The organism is Nocardia arthritidis (assembly GCF_011801145.1).
GTDB lineage: Bacteria > Actinomycetota > Actinomycetes > Mycobacteriales > Mycobacteriaceae > Nocardia > Nocardia arthritidis_A.
In genome coordinates, this window is record NZ_CP046172.1 from 7,983,769 (window position 1) to 8,000,073 (window position 16,305).

The window sequence follows — 16,305 nt, forward strand, 5'->3', positions numbered from 1 at the left end:
CCAGAATCGTTGGAATGACCCGTTTCGATCATGGTTGACCCCCGACCAACCGCGGGGCATGGTGGGGCGATGAGTGGGAGCGAGGTCAGAGCCGGGGTCGAGCTGACCAATCTCGACAAGCCGCTGTTCGACGGGGCCGACGCGACCAAACGCGATCTGATCAATTACCTGGAGGCAGTGGGCGATCGGCTCGTGCGGCAGTTGCGCGACCGGCCGCTGTCGGTGGTCCGAATCCGGCCGGGGCAGGAACCCTTCATGCAGAAGAACCTGCCCAAATACACCCCCGACTGGGTCGAGCGGGTGACGGTGTGGGCCGAGACCTCCAAACGCGAAGTGTCATATGCCCTTTGCAATGACGTGCGCACCCTGCTCTGGTTCGGCAACCAGCGCGCCGTCGAATACCACCCGACGCTGCAGACCACGGATTCCGCTCTGGGACAGACACATCTGATCCTCGACCTGGATCCCGCACCGGGACAACCGTTTCGCCAAGCCGTGCTCGCCGCCGAGCTGGTGCGCGAGGCACTTCGGGCCGACGGACTGGCCGGCGGCGTGAAAACCAGTGGGGCCAAAGGGGTGCACATCTTCGTCCCGCTGCGGCCCGGTATCCCGCTCGACGATGTCGCGGCCGCGACCCGCGCCGTCGCGGCCCGCGCCGAACGCATCGATCCCGCGCTGGCCACCACCGCGTTCATCCGAGAAGACCGGGCGGGCAAGGTTTTCCTGGATTCGACCCGAGCGTGGGGCGCCACTATCGTCGCCGCCTACAGCCCGCGGGTCCGGCCGGGCACGCCGGTCTCCTACCCGATCGGCTGGGCGGATCTCGGGAATATCCATCCGACCGAATTCACCATCCACTCGGCGCCGCGGGCGCTCGGCGAGCGCGATCCGTGGCAGGAACAGCTACCCGAACCGCAGGCGCTGCCGGAGGATCTCATCGCGGAGGGGCACACGATCCCGGTGGCCCGGGTACAGGCGATGCACGAGGGCAAGCGACGCGCCCGGGCGCGCAAGACCACATAGCCGGTTTCGCCCAAATGAGCCAATCTGTACTATTTCCCACGATTTTCACCATTTGGCCCACGGTGCCAACCAGCGCGAAACGCCCGCTGTCACGGCCCCTTACATGATCGCGGGAAGGTGACCGAATGTCGCCGATGCGCCAGATAGCTACTGGTGTGTCGCGCGCGCCACGCCGCGATTTCGGGGGGTGACGGCAAATCGACAGTTTCGCTGACAACGCGCATCGACTATAAATCGCATGTGCCGTTCCCACGTGTGATCACTTGTCTGTCATCCGATCTCCCCCGCCGGGAGGCGATGTGACGATCGAGCACCCCCTCGAGGACGAGGTCACCCAGCTGGCGAAACGGGTCGAACGGGCCCGAGGACGTCTGGCCTACCAATTCGATCCTGCGCTGACCGAGGCGCTCTCCGAAGACGAGCTGCGCGCGGAACGCGAACTCGCCGAACGCATTCGCGATCAGGACCGCGACCAGCGCTGGAAACAGACGCAGGCCGCGGCGGCCGCAGCCGACCGGGCCAGGCACACCACGGAAGCGATCGAAAAGGCCGACATGCGTGACCTATTGATGGCTCGAAAGGCGATCGCCGCACAGCGGCGAGAATCGAGCCCGCATGCCAAACTCGCATCTCTGTATCGGCATCGATCCTGGTCGCTACGCGCTTTGGCCGCTGTCGTCGCGGCGGGCATGCTGTGGTCGGCGGTCAACGTGCAGCACAACATCGCACCGGGCGGCCCGAGCGATCCGCTCTACTGGTTCAGCTATCTGCTCGAGGCGATGATCAGCGTCTGCCTGATCATCATCATGATCGGCACCAACAAGGTGGCCGAGTGGGGGGTTCTGGACAGTCGCAGGCAGGTCGTCACGGCCGAGGTCGCGCTGCTGGCACTCACTGTCACCCTCAATACCTACCCGTACATACGCAGCGGCGCCTGGTTCGACGCGGCGGTACACGCCGTCGCACCGGTCATGATCGGCGTCGCGCTGCTCATCCACGACGCGGCGAGTTCGCGCTACGGGTTCGCCATCGCCAGGGCCACCGATCAGGTACGGGAACTGCCCGATCCGGCCGAACAGATCCGGCGCACACTACCCGCGGTGGCGTACCGGCTGAGCCGCCCGGCGCTCGCGGCGGCATCGGTGGCCGCCGAATCCGAACCCGATGCGCTCGAGGTCGCGGCCGAGGGCGACGCGGACGATGATGCGCCGCAGACCGTCGAGATCGAGTTGGAGGCCGTCGAGGCGGCGCTCGACGAGGAGCAGCCCGCCAAGCCCAACGGGCGCGCGCCCAAGGCGCCGATGGTAGCCGAGAAGAGCCTCCCCACGGCCGTCGAGAAGCCCGCGTTGAACGGCAACGGCAAGAAGTCCGTCACCGCGGCGAACGGTAAGGCCAAGCCCGCGACGCCGACCACGGCCACGCCGACCACCGCGGCACTGCTCGCCGAAACGCCGACCACCGCGGCACTGCTCGCCGAGCACAACGGCAGCGAGAAGAACGGCACGGCGAGCACGATCGTCGGGAAGTCGGCGCCGCGTGCCACCACACCGCTCGAGCCGGAACCGCCCGCGCCGCCCGCCACGGTGAAGCGGCCCGCACTGGAGACCGAAACCCGCAGCGCGCCATCGACGGTGCGCAACGGCAAGGATTCCGTGCTGGATCCGGAACCGGACCTTTCGGTCCGGCCGACCACCAACATCTACGACACGGGCCAGTTCCGCGTCGCCGACATCCTGGAGCAGGAACTCGCCGAACTCCAGGCCGAACGCCGCCGCGCCCGCGCGAACAAACAGCGGTAAACCCTTGTGCGCCCGTCCCGGTCGGCCGCGGTCCGGCCGGGACGGTCACCACTCAGCCGTTGGTGTGCAGCGTCGGGTGAGTGCAGCAGCAGGTGCCCTCATCCCAGGAGCAGTAGAACTCCGGAGCGCCCAGCATCGCGGCGCCCTCCGGGGCCGGGCTGGTCTCCGGAAGCCGCTGCAACAGCGCGACATCCACGCTGAGCCGCAAGTTCTCGAAGTCGAGACTCATCGATTTCACCTCCTTCCATCGTGCACGTCGACGACCCGATTCGCCGAGTCGTCCGGTTCAGGACGAATTCATCTGTGCCGGTGGTCGTTTCGTGACAGGAGTCAACTGCGGACGCAGCGGGTGCATTGGGTGCCCTCTTCCGTCACGGTGCCGGTGACATCGGGCGCTCCCGGTATCGCGGCGGCATCGTTCGTCGGGCTGGTCTCCGGAAGCCGCTGCAGCAGCGCGACATCGGTTGTCAGCTCTCGGCCCTTCGATTCGAGATCCATGTAATTCACCTCCCTCCAGCGAGAAATCCGGTCACCGCATCGGCGACGACGCCGTGCGGGTCGGTAGTGAGTTCATGTGTCCCGGTGGGTAATTCGAGATATCGAACGGGTTTGCCGAGGGACCGCAGCCGGTCAACCAGCAACCGGGACTGCCCGACCGGCACCATGGCGTCCCTGGCCCCGTGCGCGATGAACAGCTCCGCATCGATCCGGTGGCAGCGCGGCAGGACATCGGCCGGTGCCGAGCGGCCGTCCAACCGATCGATCAGATCCCGGATGCCAGGCGTCGCATCGTCGTACAGCCTGCGCGCGGACAGGAACGGGGCGAGGACCGCGCAACGGTCCCACAGATTCGGTTCGTCTGCGACGGCCAGCAGCGCCAGAAACGCGCCGTAGCTCTCGCCGTACAGCCGCAGCCGCGGCAGCCCGGATGCCGAACGGGCGGCGTGTAATTCGCGGGCGATATGCAGGATGTCGGCGAGATCCGGCCCGCCCCAAGCGCCCTGGATGGCCCGAGTGTGGCGGTCACCGTAACCGGTACTGCCACGCTGATTCGGCGCGACCACCACCAGACCTGCCCCGGCGAGCCGGTGCAGCAGCGGGGTGTGCTGCAACCGCCACGCCGACAGCGGCCCGCCGTGGACGGCCAGCACGATCCGCTCGGCCCGGCGCCAGTCCGCGGCGCCGTGGACGATCGCCTCGATGGGACCCGCTGGACCGGCGAAACTCTCCACCCGCACCGGACTTTCACCGCCGGACTCGGGTAACCGGAACTCCGGATCGTCCGGCGGGGCAACGGTGATGAGCCGGGCGGGCGCGTCCGGGGTGGACCACACCGTGGTGAGCGCGTCCTCGGTCCAGCGCACCGGGGGCAGCGCGCGGCCCGGCGGCACCGGCAGCTCGGTGCTCGAATCGTCGTCGAGGCGATAGACCGACAGTGCGGACCGCACCCCGATCTGCCGTTCCAGCAACAGTTTTCGGCCGTCCGGCGCGACCGCCAGCGGACGATAGGGCTCGCCGCCCGGATTGAGCGCGGCCGGGAATCGGAGTCCACCACGGCCGACGACGGCCCAGCCGAGTTTGCGCGCCCCGGACGCGTCGGTGCCGAAAATCGCCAAACCCGTTGCGGGATCGGTGAGCAGCACGCCGTCGTGGCTGCGGTCGTGGACATCGAGCAGCGTGGTCCATGATCCGTCCCGCAGGTCGACGGCGAGCACCCGGGTCGCCCCGTTGGCCACCGCGCTCTGTTCCATGGCGAGCACCATTCCCGAGGATTCCAGCGGCAGGCCGGTGGCCAGCACGCCCGGCACTCGGGCGAGCCGCTCGGTCAAACCCGGTGGGGTGAGCTCGATTCGCCGTATCTCGGTGTGCGCACCGTCGGGAACCAGTGCGAGCCCGATCCGGTCCGGGCGCGGTGCGCGAAAGATGCGCAGGCCGTTGGGAATCGAATCGGTCAACCGGATGCGCGCGCCATCCGGTTCGTACAACCACAGCGCGGGATCGGCGGCACGACTGTCGTAGACCAGAATTCGGCCGTCGTCCATGACGAGCAGCTGCGGATGATCAACCGCGCCGAGCGCCGGACCGGGCAGCCAATCCCGGCCCACTCGCCGCCATGTTCGCAGGTCAAGGCCCGGAACACCTTCTCCGGCAAGACAAGTCGCGTGGGTCGCGGCGGGTGCGAGCCGGAATTCGAAACGCACCGGGACCGAGCCACCGGGCGGCGCGGCCATCAGGCCGCCTCGACCATCCACGGCCGCGCGCCGCCATGCCGGAGCCGGTGCAGGAAGGCGACCCAACCGGCCACGCCCGCACCGTATTCCGCGCCGAACCCGAGCATGGTGTCATCGGTGGCGACCAGCCTGCCGTCGCGCAGCGCGGCCCGCGCCGCGAGGGCGGTGGCCAAATCCTCGGCTCGGCTTCGGTTTTCCGCCGCACCCGCCGAGGCCAGATCGAGCAGGAATTCCCCGTTGCCCGCCAGACCGTGGCACACCGATGGGCCGGCCAGCCAGCGCCGATGCCACACCGCGACGGCCGCGCGTTCGGCCAGCGCAAGATAGTCGGAATCGCCACGCGCCCTGGCCAATCGGACGAGGAAGGTGCCGATGCCCGATCCGCCGCTACACCAGAATTCGCGCAGGAAAACCGTATCCGCCGGGCCGGACCGCCAGCGCACGCCCCGGTCGTCGGGCACCGCGACCGCGCTGAGCATGCGGCCGACCTCATCGGCCATCTTCACCCACTTCGGTTCGCGCAGCAGTTCGCCCGCAGCGAGCAGGAAGGCGCCGACTCCGGCCGCGCCGTGCGCGAATCCGTAATCGTTCACTCCGGCCAGCCGCGAGTCGAAGGAGGTCGGTACCGGCCACAGGATCATGCCGTCGGCCCGCTCGGCCCGCGCCGCCAGCAGTTCGGCGGTTTCATATGCGCGCCTGCGCATTCCGGTCTCACCGCTGGCCCGCCACAGCCGCAGTGCGGCCAACCCGGCACCTGCCATGCCGTGCGTGATGTCCGGATTGGGCCAGTCCACCGGCAGCTCGTCGAGCAGTTCGAGTGCGCGCGCGGCCAAGCCGGGATCGTCGAGCAATCCCGCCGCCTCGTACAGCGCCCAGGCCGTGCCCGCGCGCCCGAAATACAGTCCGGGCAACATCTTCCGGCCCGCCGCGCGGTCCTCGTCCAGCCGCTCCCCCAGCCACTGCGCGCCGACGTCCACCGCGTCGGCCAGGCGCTCGTCGCCGCGGTCCCGGGCCAGCGTCGTCAGCACCGCGAGCACACCGGCCGCACCGTGCTGCACGTTGCAGGCGTCGCTGCGTTTTCCGTACGGGGTTGCGGGCCAAAGTCTTTCCCGATCCTCCGGGGTCATCGTCGCGAGCAGATGCGCGATGCCGCCGTCCAGCAGCGCGGCGGTGTCGGGATCCGGCCGGACATCGACCGAAAGCGCCGACACCGCGACGGGCACGCCGGATACCGCGTCGAGGAATCGGCGGGCCCGCGGCAGCGTCCACCGATCCGCCGGTTCGTCGGCGAGCAGTCCGCGCAGCAAAGGCCAAAGGCGGCAGACGTTTTCGCTGGTCTCCGCCATCGCGGCGAGCCAGTCCGCCAACCTCGCCGCGGTGGCCCGCCCCGGCAGTTCGTCCGGCGCGAGCAGCGGATCGGTCCCGGTGGTGAGCAGGAAGAGCAGTGCGCCGAGTGCGTAGCAGTCCGATGCGGCGTCGACGGTTTCACCGCGCAGTTGTTCCGGGGCGCCGTAACCCGGTGTGCCGACCGCGATCGCGGCGGCGCCGTCCGCGGCGGCGAACTCCAGGTCGATCAGTGTCAGCGAATCATCGTGGCGAACAAGCAGATTCGTCGGCGACAGGTCGCGGATCACCAGTCCGTGCCGATGCACCGTCTCGATCAACGTCACCAGCCGCCGCGCCGCATCGACCAACCGCGGCCACGGCACACCGGGTTCGTCCCCGATGGCCTGTTCGGCACACCACGATCGAAGCGTCGGACCGTCCACCCGCTCCTGCACCAGGAACAGATCGCCGTCCTGCTCGAACAGCGCGACACGACGCGGGGTGATGCCGGCGCGGCCGAGCCGGTCGAGCAGTTCGGCCTCGTTGCGCAGCGCGGCACACGCGTCCGCGTCACCGCCGACATGCGCCCTGGCCTGTTTGACGATCACCTGCTCGGCGGTGAATCGGTCCATCGCATGGAAAACCCCGCCCTTGTTGGCGTGCCGCACCGCCTCCCGGACGACGAACCGATTGGCCAGCAATACGCCATCTGCCGCGATATCCGACGAAATCTGTTCCGGGAAAGGCGATTCGGCCCATTGCGGCGGCTCGAACCAGGCATCGCGCCGATCCTCGACCAGTTCGCCGCCGGGCGCGACGATGACGTACCGGTATTCGCCGTCGTTGGTCAGCGTCTGACGTCCGCGGAAGGCGCCGAAGCGGTAGTGCACCAGGCTGCCGGGCCGGTACGGCCGGTCGGACAGTATCGATGGACCGGCCAAACCCGCTGTGGCCTCGTGCAATTCGCGAGCCAGACAGCGGAACCGGTCATCGTCGTCCGGGTAGACGGTGATGAATTTCCCTGCGCCGCCTCGGGTGTAGCGTCCGCCGGTCAGCTCGCGCACCCGCTCCGGCGTGCTGGCGAATTTGAACTGGCAGCCCGCCCGCAGCAGCACGTCCAACGCCCGGTCGAGCACCTCGGCCGCCGAAGCCGGGGTGCACGACAGATGCAGTTTCCAACCCTGCTCGCGCTGCACATATCCCGGCGGCCGCAGCAGACACCAGATTTCGTCGACCCGAACGCTCCACCCCTCGAGCCAGGCCGCGGCCAGGCGCTCGCGTGCCATCCGGACCAGCGGCGAGGCATCGGCCGTGCCCCGTGCACCTTCCCCCATCGCGATACCCCTCGAAACGGCCTGTGCAGGCGACGATTTGACGCTTTCGAGGATGTCGCGGCGATAACGGCGCGGCTAGGTCCCGGTCCGCTCAGCAGACCGTGTGGAATGCCGTCACGGCTTGCGACCCACCGCGCCCAGCATGGATACCGCCTCCGGACGCGGATGCGCGTGCCACTCCTCGGGCCGCCACGCCGTCACCGAGACGATGCCGGGCGGCACCAATTCGAAGCCGCGGAAGAACCGGCTGAATTCCGGCGTGGAACGCAACTGGAACGGCACGCCGCTGCGCGCGATTGCCGCGTTGTTCTCGGCCAGATCCTCGGCGGTGAGATAGTCGCTGGTCGCGTGGGTCATCGCCAGATAGCTCCCGGACGGCAGCGCATCGCACAGCCTGCGCACCACCTCGTACGGCTCCTGGTCGTCGGTGATGAAGTGCATGATGGCCACCAGTATCAGCGCGACCGGCTGGGTCAGGTCCAGGATTCTGGCGAGATCCGGATGACCGAGGATGTACTCCGGATCGCGGACATCGGCCTCCAGGTATGCGGTGGCGCCCTCGTCCGAGCTGTTCAGCAGGGCGCGGGCGTGCACGAGCACGATCGGGTCGTTGTCGACGTAGACGATGCGGGAGTCCGGCGCGACATCCTGTGCGATCTCGTGCACATTGCCCGCCGTCGGCAGCCCGGTGCCGATGTCGAGGAACTGCCGGATACCGGCCTCGGCCAGATAGGCCACCGCCCGCCGCAGGAATTTGCGATTCTCCAGCGCCGCGAAGCGAATCGTCGGGAACGCCTCGGCCACCACGTCGGCGGATTCCCGGTCGGCGGCGAAATTGTCCTTGCCGCCGAGCCAGTAGTCATACCGGCGCGCCGGATGTGGCTTGCCGGTATCGAGCCGGTCCGCCGCCGAGTCCGGGTCCACTACGCCCTCGATTCGTTTGCATTAGTCTCATGATGTCGGCCGTGCGTTGCGATCAGGTAGCGAGCCATGATGGACCTCGAGTACAGCCCATACGATTTCGATATCCAGGACGACCCGTATCCCTACTATGCCAGGCTGCGCGAGCGGGCCCCGGTGTTCCGTAACGAGGCGGACGACTTCTGGGCGCTGTCCCGCCATGCCGATGTCCTCGCGGCGCTCCGGGATCACGACCGCTTCTCCAGCGTCAACGGCATGCGCATCGAACCGGCGTTCTGGGGGCCGCAGGCCGGGCAGTTCTTCTCCTTCATCGCGATGGATCCGCCGGAACACACCCGGATGCGCGGCCTGGTCGCCAAGGCGTTCACCCAGCGCCGGGTGCGGCAATTGGAGCCGCGGCTGCGCGAGATCGCCCGGGATCTGCTGCGGCCGCTGCTGGCCCGCGGCAGCTTCGATCTGATGACCGATTTCGCCATCCACTTCCCGACCGAGGTGATCGCCGAACTGGTCGGCGTGCCCGTCGCCGATCGCGAAATGCTCAGCGAACTCGGCATGGAGATCATGCACTCCGACGAGGAGTCCACCGATTTGCGGCCGGAGGCCGTGCAGGCGGTCGGCGCGCTGGTCGCCTACTACACCGAGCTGACGATCGAACGCGGCCGCGACCGCCGCGACGACCTGCTGTCCGACCTGCTCGACGCCGCCGACGCGGACGACCGGCTCACCCCGGCGGAGATCGTCGGCGTGTTGATCCTGTTGATCGGCGCAGGCATCGAAACCGTGATGCTGAACCTCGGCCAGGCCTGGCACGCCGCGTGGCGGCACCCGGACCAGCGGCGCCTGGCATTCGGCGGCCGGATCGCCGAGTGGATCGCCGAGACGCTGCGCTATGAACCCGCGGGGCAGACCTTATTGCGCTGCACGACCGAACCGGTCGAACTGCACGGTGTGAAGATTCCGGCGGGTGCGCGGGTGGTGCTGCTCCCCGCGTCGGCCAACCGCGACCCGGCGGTGTTCCCGGATCCGGACGTCTTCGATTTGCACCGAGACACCTCCGCGTCGCTCGCCTTCGGCAGCGGCCGCCACCACTGCCTCGGCGCGAACCTGGGCCAGTTGGAGATGCGGATAGCGCTGGAGGAGATCGTCGCCGCGGTCGCCGACTACGACATCGATCCCGACGGCGCGCGGCGCATCCACTCCACCAACAACCGCGGTTTCGCGGCATTGCCCACCACCGTCGTCCCGCGCTGAACGCCGGGCGGCGGCGGATTCGGCGAATCCACAGCCGATTCGGCCGCCACGGCCGCCCGAATTGTGCAAACTTGTTATTTCACAACAGCATTGAGGGGCACCCAAGGAGAGCCGATGGGGTGGGTAAGTACTGGGCCACCTGACGGACACCCGTAGAGGGGTGTGGCGATGTCGTCGAACAACCGCAGGCGCAGAGCGGCTGAACCGGTCTGGCCCGGGATGCTCCCGCCGCAGCGCGCCGGACAGCGGCGGGCGGGGCACCGGCCGCTGCGGCGCGGGCTGCGGCGGATCTGGCTGGTGCTCGGGCTCGCGGTGGCCGGATCCGTCGCCGCGGTGACGGTGGTGCTGGTGTACACGGCGGCCGCCACCGGTCCGCGCCAATCGGCCGTCGTCGTCGATCCGGTACTCGGCGGCGGACCCGGCTGCGAACCCGTCCGCACCGAACAACTGGTGCGCGGCAACGGAATCGGTGGCACCGACTCCGGGCCGAATGTCATCCTCGCCTTCCAGCACGCCTACTACGTCGCCCGCTCCGGCACGGTCGCCAGGCAGGCGACCACACCGGACGCGGCGGTGTCGGCCGCGGATGTCATCGATACCGGAATCGCGTCGATACCGGCGGACACCAAGCACTGCGTGCTGATCACCCCGATATCCGACGGCCGATTCGATGTGGTGGTCTCCGAGATCCGGCCCGACGCCACCGTGCACAGCTACCGCCAGTTCGTGACGGTGACGGCGCGCAACGGCGCGGTGCTGATCGCGAAAATCGAACGACCGGCCTAGATTTCACCCAACACGGCGAAAACCGAACGCCCCGAATGATTTTCAGGTCGGCTGCCGCACGGCGGCGCGAACGAACCCGTCCGCGTCGGCCAGCAGCTTGTGCGCCTCGGCCTGATCGACACCGGCCAGCTGCATGACGATGGCCGTCTTCGGATGCCCGTCGGCGGCCGTCAAAAGTGCGGCGGCGGTTGCGGAATCGACGCCGGTGGCCTCCGCGACGATGCGCCGGGCGCGGTCGACCAGCTTGACGTTGGACGGGTTCACATCGACCATCAGGTTGCCGTACACCTTGCCGGACCGCACCATCGCCGCGGTCGAGAGCATATTGCACACCATTTTCTGCGCGGTGCCCGCCTTGAGCCGCGTCGAACCCGTCAGAACCTCTGGGCCGGTATCGATTTCGATACCGACATCGGCGTGGTCGGACAGTTCGGCATGGCGGTTGCAGGAAACCGCAACGGTCGCAGCGCCGATCGAACGCGCATACCGTAAAGCGCCGATGGCATAAGGGGTTCGGCCGCTGGCGGCCAGTGCGACCACCACATCCGCCGCGGTGAGCGCCGGATTCAGCGCGATGAGATCGCGCACGGCCAGCGCCGGATCGTCCTCGACGCCCTCGACCGCCCGCGACAGCGCCACCATTCCGCCCGCGATCACCCCGACCACCTCGGCCGGATCGGTGCCGAACGTCGGCGGGCACTCCACCGCGTCGAGCACGCCGAGCCTGCCGCTGGTGCCCGCGCCGACATAGATCAGCCTGCCACCGCGACCGCGCGCCGCGACGATCGACTCGACCGCCCGCGCGATATCCGGAATAGCCTCGGCCACCGCGGCGGCCACCCCGGCGTCCTCGGCGTTCATGGCGCGCAACAGCTGTTCGACCGGCATCGAATCGAGCCCTGCCGTGCGCGGATTCACCGACTCGGTGGTTAGCTCACCGATCTCCATCGAGCCTCACTGCTCCTCCTGCGTTTCTCTACCCTTGCGCCGGTCGACCACCGCGTCGTATGTACGGCGCAGTGCGACCGCCGCCGCCGGTGTGCGTTGCAGCACACCGACATACAGCGCGTCGACGACAAGCAACTGACTCATCCGGCTCGCCATGGCCGCCGAGCGGAATCCGTCCTCGCGCCCGGCGACCAGCAGCGTATGCGCGGCCGTCCTGGCCAGCCGCGACTGCGCGCCGCCGGTCACCGCGACGGTGGTCGCGCCCGCCGCGGCCGCCCGCCGGGTGGCCTCGACGATCGCCTGCGTCTCCCCCGAATGCGAGAAGGCCACCAGCACATCGCCGTCGTGCAGCAGGCTGCCCTGCACCAGCGCGCCGTCCTCCGAGGTGCAGACGTGGCACCACATGCCGATGCGGTTCAGCTTCTGGTCCATATCCACCGCGACCAGCCCCGATGCGCCGATCCCGACCAGCAGCACCCGCCGCGCCCGGACCAGCGCGTCGACGACGGCCTCCATCGTCGCCGGATCGGCCAGGTCGGCGGTGGCCAGCATGCCCTCGGTCTCGAAGGCGGTGAGCTTCTGCATCACCTTGCCCAGCGCGTCGTCGGCGACGATATCGGTGGCGAACACCGGGGTGCCCGCATCGACGCTCGCCGCGGCCGCCAGTGCCAGCCGCAGCTGCGGATAACCCTCGTAGCCGAGCATTTTCGCCAGCCGCACCACCGCGGAGGTGCTGGCCTCGGCGCGTTCGGCGAGCTGGTTGACGGTCAGCTGCGCGGCGCCCGCCGGATCGTCGCGGATCACCCTGGCCACCCGCAGCGCGGTCGGCGTCAGGTTGGGCAGTGCCGCCAGCAGGCGGGTGCGGACATCATCTCCGTCGGCCATGGTCAGCCCACCACCGTCAGCTGTCGCGGCGCCGCGGCCGGACGCGGTGGCAGGTCGAATCCGGCCGCTCCCGGGGTGAGCGATCCGAGCACCGACGCGTGCCGCGCACCGGTGCAGGCCGGGAGCACGCCGGGCAGACCGTGCGCGGTGAGGAAGCCGAGCACCGCGAAGGCCGCGGCCTCCTTGGCGGGCGACGGCAGGCCGAGATCGTCGGAGGTGCGCAGTTCGGCGGTGGCCAACTCGCCGCGCAGCATCCGCATGAGCACCGGATTTCTGGTCCCGCCGCCTGAGGCGATCACCTCGGTGGGCGCGTGCGGTGCGAGCGAATCGGCAATTGTTCGAGCGGTCAAGGCGGTCACAGTGGCGACGATATCGTCGGCCGGTAACGCCGAGACCCGCAACACGCGCTCGAGGTAGGCACGGTTGAACAGCTCCTTGCCGGTGGTCTTGGGCGGCGGCGCGCCGAAATAGGGTTCGGCGAGCAGTGTCTTCAGCAGCGTTTCGTCCACCCGGCCGCGCCCCGCGCGCAGGCCGTCGCGGTCGAAATGCTCGGCGCCCGCGGTCGCGAGCTCCACCGCGGCATCGATGAGCGCGTTGCCCGGGCCGGTGTCGAATGCGACCGGCGGATCACCGAGCACGGTCACGTTGGCGATGCCGCCGATATTCAGCGCGGCCGCGCGGCCGGGCCGCCCGCGCAGCCACAGCACGTCGAACAGCCCGACCAGCGGTGCGCCCTGACCGCCCGCGGCGATATCGCGGGAGCGGAAATCGCTGACCACCGGCAGTCCAGTACGTTCGGCGATCCAGGCGGGCTGGCCCAGCTGCAGGGTGCCCAGTACGGCACCGTCGTGCACCCAGTGGTAAACCGTCTGTCCGTGTGAGGCGACGAGATCGGCTGTGCCGTCGAAGAATTCGTGTACCGCCGCCTCGGCGGCCGCGGTGAAGGCCTGACCGATCCAGGTGTCGAGGCGGCAGACCGCGGCCATATCCACTGCGGCGGGCGGCAGCGCGGCGATGAGTTCGGCCCGCACGCCCTCCGGGTACGGCAGGCTGAGCCCACCTACGATGCGAACCTGTAATTCGGTGTCCCGCAACGAGATATCCGCGCCTACCGCATCGATCGCATCGTGCGATGTGCCCGACATCAACCCGATCACCCGCACTAGACCACCGCCTCGACCGGTTCCGGCCGCGGCTGCGGCGCCGGGTGGAACATGCTCGTCGCACCGCCGACCGCCAGGGTGACGAGCACACCGATCGGCACCAACCACTGTGCGGCGATACCCTTTTGGACCACCTTGCCCGCGACCTCGACGTCCACCTTGATCACCCGAACCACGAACGTCATGACGATCACCGTCGCGACGAAGGCGACGATGGCGTCGAACTGGTTGGCGCGCTTGACGATTCGACCCAACAGGAAGGCGCCGAGCAGGGCGCCGTACGTGTAGCCCGCGATCGTCAGCGCCGTCAGGTAGACATTGCCGGTGGTCGAGCTGAAGCCCATCGCGAACAGCGCCATCAGCACCGCCCACACCAGCGTCATCACCCGGGCCAGGCGCAGCATGGTCCGGTCGTCCAGCGTGCGCTGCGCGAAACTCCGGATGATGTCGGCCACCGTGGAATTCGCCATCGAGTTCAGCGCCGAGGACAGCGAACCCATTGCGGCGCCGAGAATTCCGGCCACCAGCAGACCGGAGATCACCACCGGCAGGCCGTGCAGGATGAAATTCGGGTACAGGCTGTCAGAGCTGCCGAGGCCGAGATCCTTGACCGACTTGCCGCCGTTGTAGGACCACAGCAGCGCACCGACCAGTGAGAAGGCCCCGAACTGGATGGCGATGAAGATGCCGGAACCGATCATCGCCCGCTGGCTGTCGCGCAGCGATCGGGTGGCCAGAATGCGTTGCACGATCAGCTGATCCGAGCCGTGCGAGGCCATGGCGAAGATCGAGCCGCCGATGATGGCCGTCGGCATGGCGAAGGAACTGGTGAGCACGTGCGCCAGCCCGAAATCGGTGTCGAAGAGCCGGAACTTGCCGCCGTCCAACGCCTTCGCCCAACCGGACGCGCCGACGTGACCGGTGAGCACGGCGATCGCGATGAGCGCGCCGACGAGGTAGAGGCTCATCTGCAGCGCGTCGGTCCAGATGACGGCCTTGATGCCGCCGAGGTAGGTGTACACCACCGTCAGCAGGGTGAGCGCGACGATGATCACGTCGTAGCCGACGGTCAGCCCGAACTCGCTGAGCAGCAGTTTGATCGGGATGGCCGAGGCGAACAGCCGCACGCCCTCGGCGAGCAGGCGGGTGACGACGAAGGTCACCGATGCGACGCCCTGCAGATAGCGTCCGAAGCGCAACTCCAGATATTGGTAGGCGCTGACGAAGCCGCCGCGTTTGTACAGCGGGATCAGCACGATAGCCACGATGGTGCGGCCGATGATGTAACCGAGCGCCAGCTCCACATTGCCGAAGGCTTGGTCCGTGTACGCACCGCCGGGCACCGAGATGACCGTGAGCACGCTGGTCTCGGTGGCCACCACCGAGAAGCAGACGGTCCACCACGGCATCCGGCCCTCGCCGACGAAGTAGTCGCTGCTCGATTTCTGTTTACCGGACAGGCGCAGGCCGATCCACGCCACGGTCACCAGATAGACGACGATGACGGCTAGATTGAGTGCGTTCATCGCGACTCTCCCGGATGACTGGCGAACCTGGCGCAAGTAAGTGTCAATCGTCACAGATGGCCTGTCAACGATTGTCAGCCCTAATTCATAGGACTTGAATCCTATTTCATAGGGGTTGGGTATCGATCCGGGCGATCAGGGGTTCGAGCACGGTCGACCGATCGGCCGCCAGCAACGCCGCACCATCGATCGGGCCACCGGCCGGCACGCGGCGATCGACCGGGTAGGTGATCGCGGCATCCAGCGGGTCGAGCAACGGCCCACCCAGATTGATCAACCCGCCCGTTATCGCGAAGGGCACGGGGCTCGGCAACCCGGACCGCTCGATCGCCGCGCACACCGAGCGCCCCAGCGCCGCGCCCGCGGCCGACATGATCTCCGCGGCAACCTCGTCCGAAGCAGCGGCCCGCGCCACGACGGGGGCGAACCGAGCCGCAACCAGCGTCGGATTCTCTTGCTGCCCAAGAAATTTCGGCAACTCATCGGGCGCGATACCGTACAGCTCGGCAACCTCGGCCAGCAACACCGTCGCGGCGCCGCGCCCGTCGTGCGCGCGCAGCACCGCCCGCAAACCCTCCGCACCGATCCAGCCGCCGCTACCCACATCCCCCAGCAGCGGCCCCCAGCCGTCAACCCGGGTGAACCGCCCCCTCTCGTCCACCGCGGTAACCACCGCCCCCGTCCCCGCCGCCAGGACCACACCCGGCCCGCCCCGAGCGCCCCCGCGTGCGCGGTCACCGCATCCGAGGTCACCGCCACCTGGCCGACCTCCGGCAAACTCGCCAGCCCCTCGGCCAGCCGAACCGCCGCCTCCGGCGCGGCGACCGCACCCGCCGCGCCGACACCCACCGCCAACGGCAACTCCTGCGGACCGATCCCGGCCAGCACCGCCCGAATCGCCTTCTCCGCCATAGCGACACCCCCGGCGCTCGCCAGCCCCGGCGTCCCCGCCACCTCGGCGAACCCCACCTGCACCCCGTCGACCCGCACCGACCCCCGACAACTCGTCTTCCCGAGATCCACTGCGAGCACGCGACCAGCCATCCGCCGATCCTTACATCTCCGCTCTCGGGCCGCCCGGTAATCCACGGCTCCGGTTCTCGACGAATCAG

The 16,305-nt window shown here is 68.7% G+C and carries 14 protein-coding genes; 4 read left to right on the forward strand and 10 right to left on the reverse strand.

The genetic code is table 11. The annotated features are described in order from the left end of the window. Positions 1 to 69: 69 nt before the first annotated feature. Positions 70 to 1,023 carry a DNA polymerase domain-containing protein gene (locus F5544_RS36000; protein WP_167477299.1) on the forward strand — a complete coding sequence of 318 codons (954 nt, stop codon included), beginning with the start codon at positions 70 to 72 and terminating at the stop codon, positions 1,021 to 1,023. Between the two features lie 299 nt (positions 1,024 to 1,322). Beyond that, positions 1,323 to 2,822 (forward strand): hypothetical protein, encoded by a 1,500-nt coding sequence (locus F5544_RS36005; protein ID WP_167477300.1) that lies wholly within the window; start codon positions 1,323 to 1,325, stop codon positions 2,820 to 2,822. 52 nt (positions 2,823 to 2,874) lie between these two features. Here the strand turns inward: F5544_RS36005 and F5544_RS36010 are convergent, their stop codons facing one another. The 5 genes from F5544_RS36010 to F5544_RS36030 all read right to left on the reverse strand — a co-directional run bounded on the left by F5544_RS36010 (position 2,875) and on the right by F5544_RS36030 (position 8,637). Further along, positions 2,875 to 3,051 (reverse strand): hypothetical protein, encoded by a 177-nt coding sequence (locus F5544_RS36010; RefSeq protein ID WP_167477301.1) that lies wholly within the window; start codon positions 3,049 to 3,051, stop codon positions 2,875 to 2,877. Between the two features lie 101 nt (positions 3,052 to 3,152). After that, complete coding sequence (locus tag F5544_RS36015; RefSeq protein WP_167477302.1) at positions 3,153 to 3,320, reverse strand: hypothetical protein; 168 nt, start codon at positions 3,318 to 3,320, stop codon at positions 3,153 to 3,155. 5 nt (positions 3,321 to 3,325) lie between these two features. After that, complete coding sequence (locus F5544_RS36020) at positions 3,326 to 5,053, reverse strand: alpha/beta hydrolase family protein (protein ID WP_167477303.1); 1,728 nt, start codon at positions 5,051 to 5,053, stop codon at positions 3,326 to 3,328. Then, positions 5,053 to 7,713: a class IV lanthionine synthetase LanL gene (gene lanL, locus F5544_RS36025; protein WP_167477304.1), complete on the reverse strand. Its 2,661-nt coding sequence runs from the start codon at positions 7,711 to 7,713 to the stop codon at positions 5,053 to 5,055. The genes F5544_RS36020 and lanL overlap by 1 nt, the downstream gene beginning before the upstream one ends. Positions 7,714 to 7,827: 114 nt before the next feature. Continuing rightward, a complete protein-coding gene (locus F5544_RS36030; protein WP_167477305.1) occupies positions 7,828 to 8,637 on the reverse strand; it encodes an SAM-dependent methyltransferase in 810 nt (269 codons plus the stop codon). A gap of 66 nt (positions 8,638 to 8,703) precedes the next feature. Here F5544_RS36030 and F5544_RS36035 point away from each other — a divergent pair, with 66 nt between their 5' ends. Continuing rightward, the gene (locus F5544_RS36035) at positions 8,704 to 9,885 is read left to right on the forward strand and encodes a cytochrome P450 (protein ID WP_238846831.1); all 1,182 of its coding nucleotides are present in this window, start codon (positions 8,704 to 8,706) and stop codon (positions 9,883 to 9,885) included. Positions 9,886 to 10,053: 168 nt separating this feature from the next. After that, on the forward strand, positions 10,054 to 10,671 hold the full coding sequence (locus F5544_RS36040; RefSeq protein WP_167477306.1) for a hypothetical protein: 618 nt from the start codon (positions 10,054 to 10,056) through the stop codon (positions 10,669 to 10,671). 42 nt (positions 10,672 to 10,713) lie between these two features. On the opposite strand, the gene murQ is transcribed toward F5544_RS36040, so the two are convergent. From murQ to F5544_RS46770, 5 genes are all read right to left on the reverse strand, one after another. Further along, positions 10,714 to 11,619 (reverse strand): N-acetylmuramic acid 6-phosphate etherase, encoded by a 906-nt coding sequence (murQ, locus tag F5544_RS36045; protein ID WP_167477307.1) that lies wholly within the window; start codon positions 11,617 to 11,619, stop codon positions 10,714 to 10,716. Between the two features lie 6 nt (positions 11,620 to 11,625). Beyond that, positions 11,626 to 12,504: a MurR/RpiR family transcriptional regulator gene (locus F5544_RS36050; RefSeq protein ID WP_167477308.1), complete on the reverse strand. Its 879-nt coding sequence runs from the start codon at positions 12,502 to 12,504 to the stop codon at positions 11,626 to 11,628. A 2-nt stretch (positions 12,505 to 12,506) separates the two neighbouring features. Further along, positions 12,507 to 13,667 carry an anhydro-N-acetylmuramic acid kinase gene (locus F5544_RS36055; protein WP_167477309.1) on the reverse strand — a complete coding sequence of 387 codons (1,161 nt, stop codon included), beginning with the start codon at positions 13,665 to 13,667 and terminating at the stop codon, positions 12,507 to 12,509. Continuing rightward, complete coding sequence (locus F5544_RS36060; protein WP_167477310.1) at positions 13,667 to 15,193, reverse strand: sodium:solute symporter; 1,527 nt, start codon at positions 15,191 to 15,193, stop codon at positions 13,667 to 13,669. The genes F5544_RS36055 and F5544_RS36060 overlap by 1 nt, the downstream gene beginning before the upstream one ends. Positions 15,194 to 15,299: 106 nt before the next feature. After that, a complete protein-coding gene (locus F5544_RS46770; RefSeq protein ID WP_342760399.1) occupies positions 15,300 to 15,893 on the reverse strand; it encodes an N-acetylglucosamine kinase in 594 nt (197 codons plus the stop codon). Between the last annotated feature and the right edge of the window lie 412 nt (positions 15,894 to 16,305).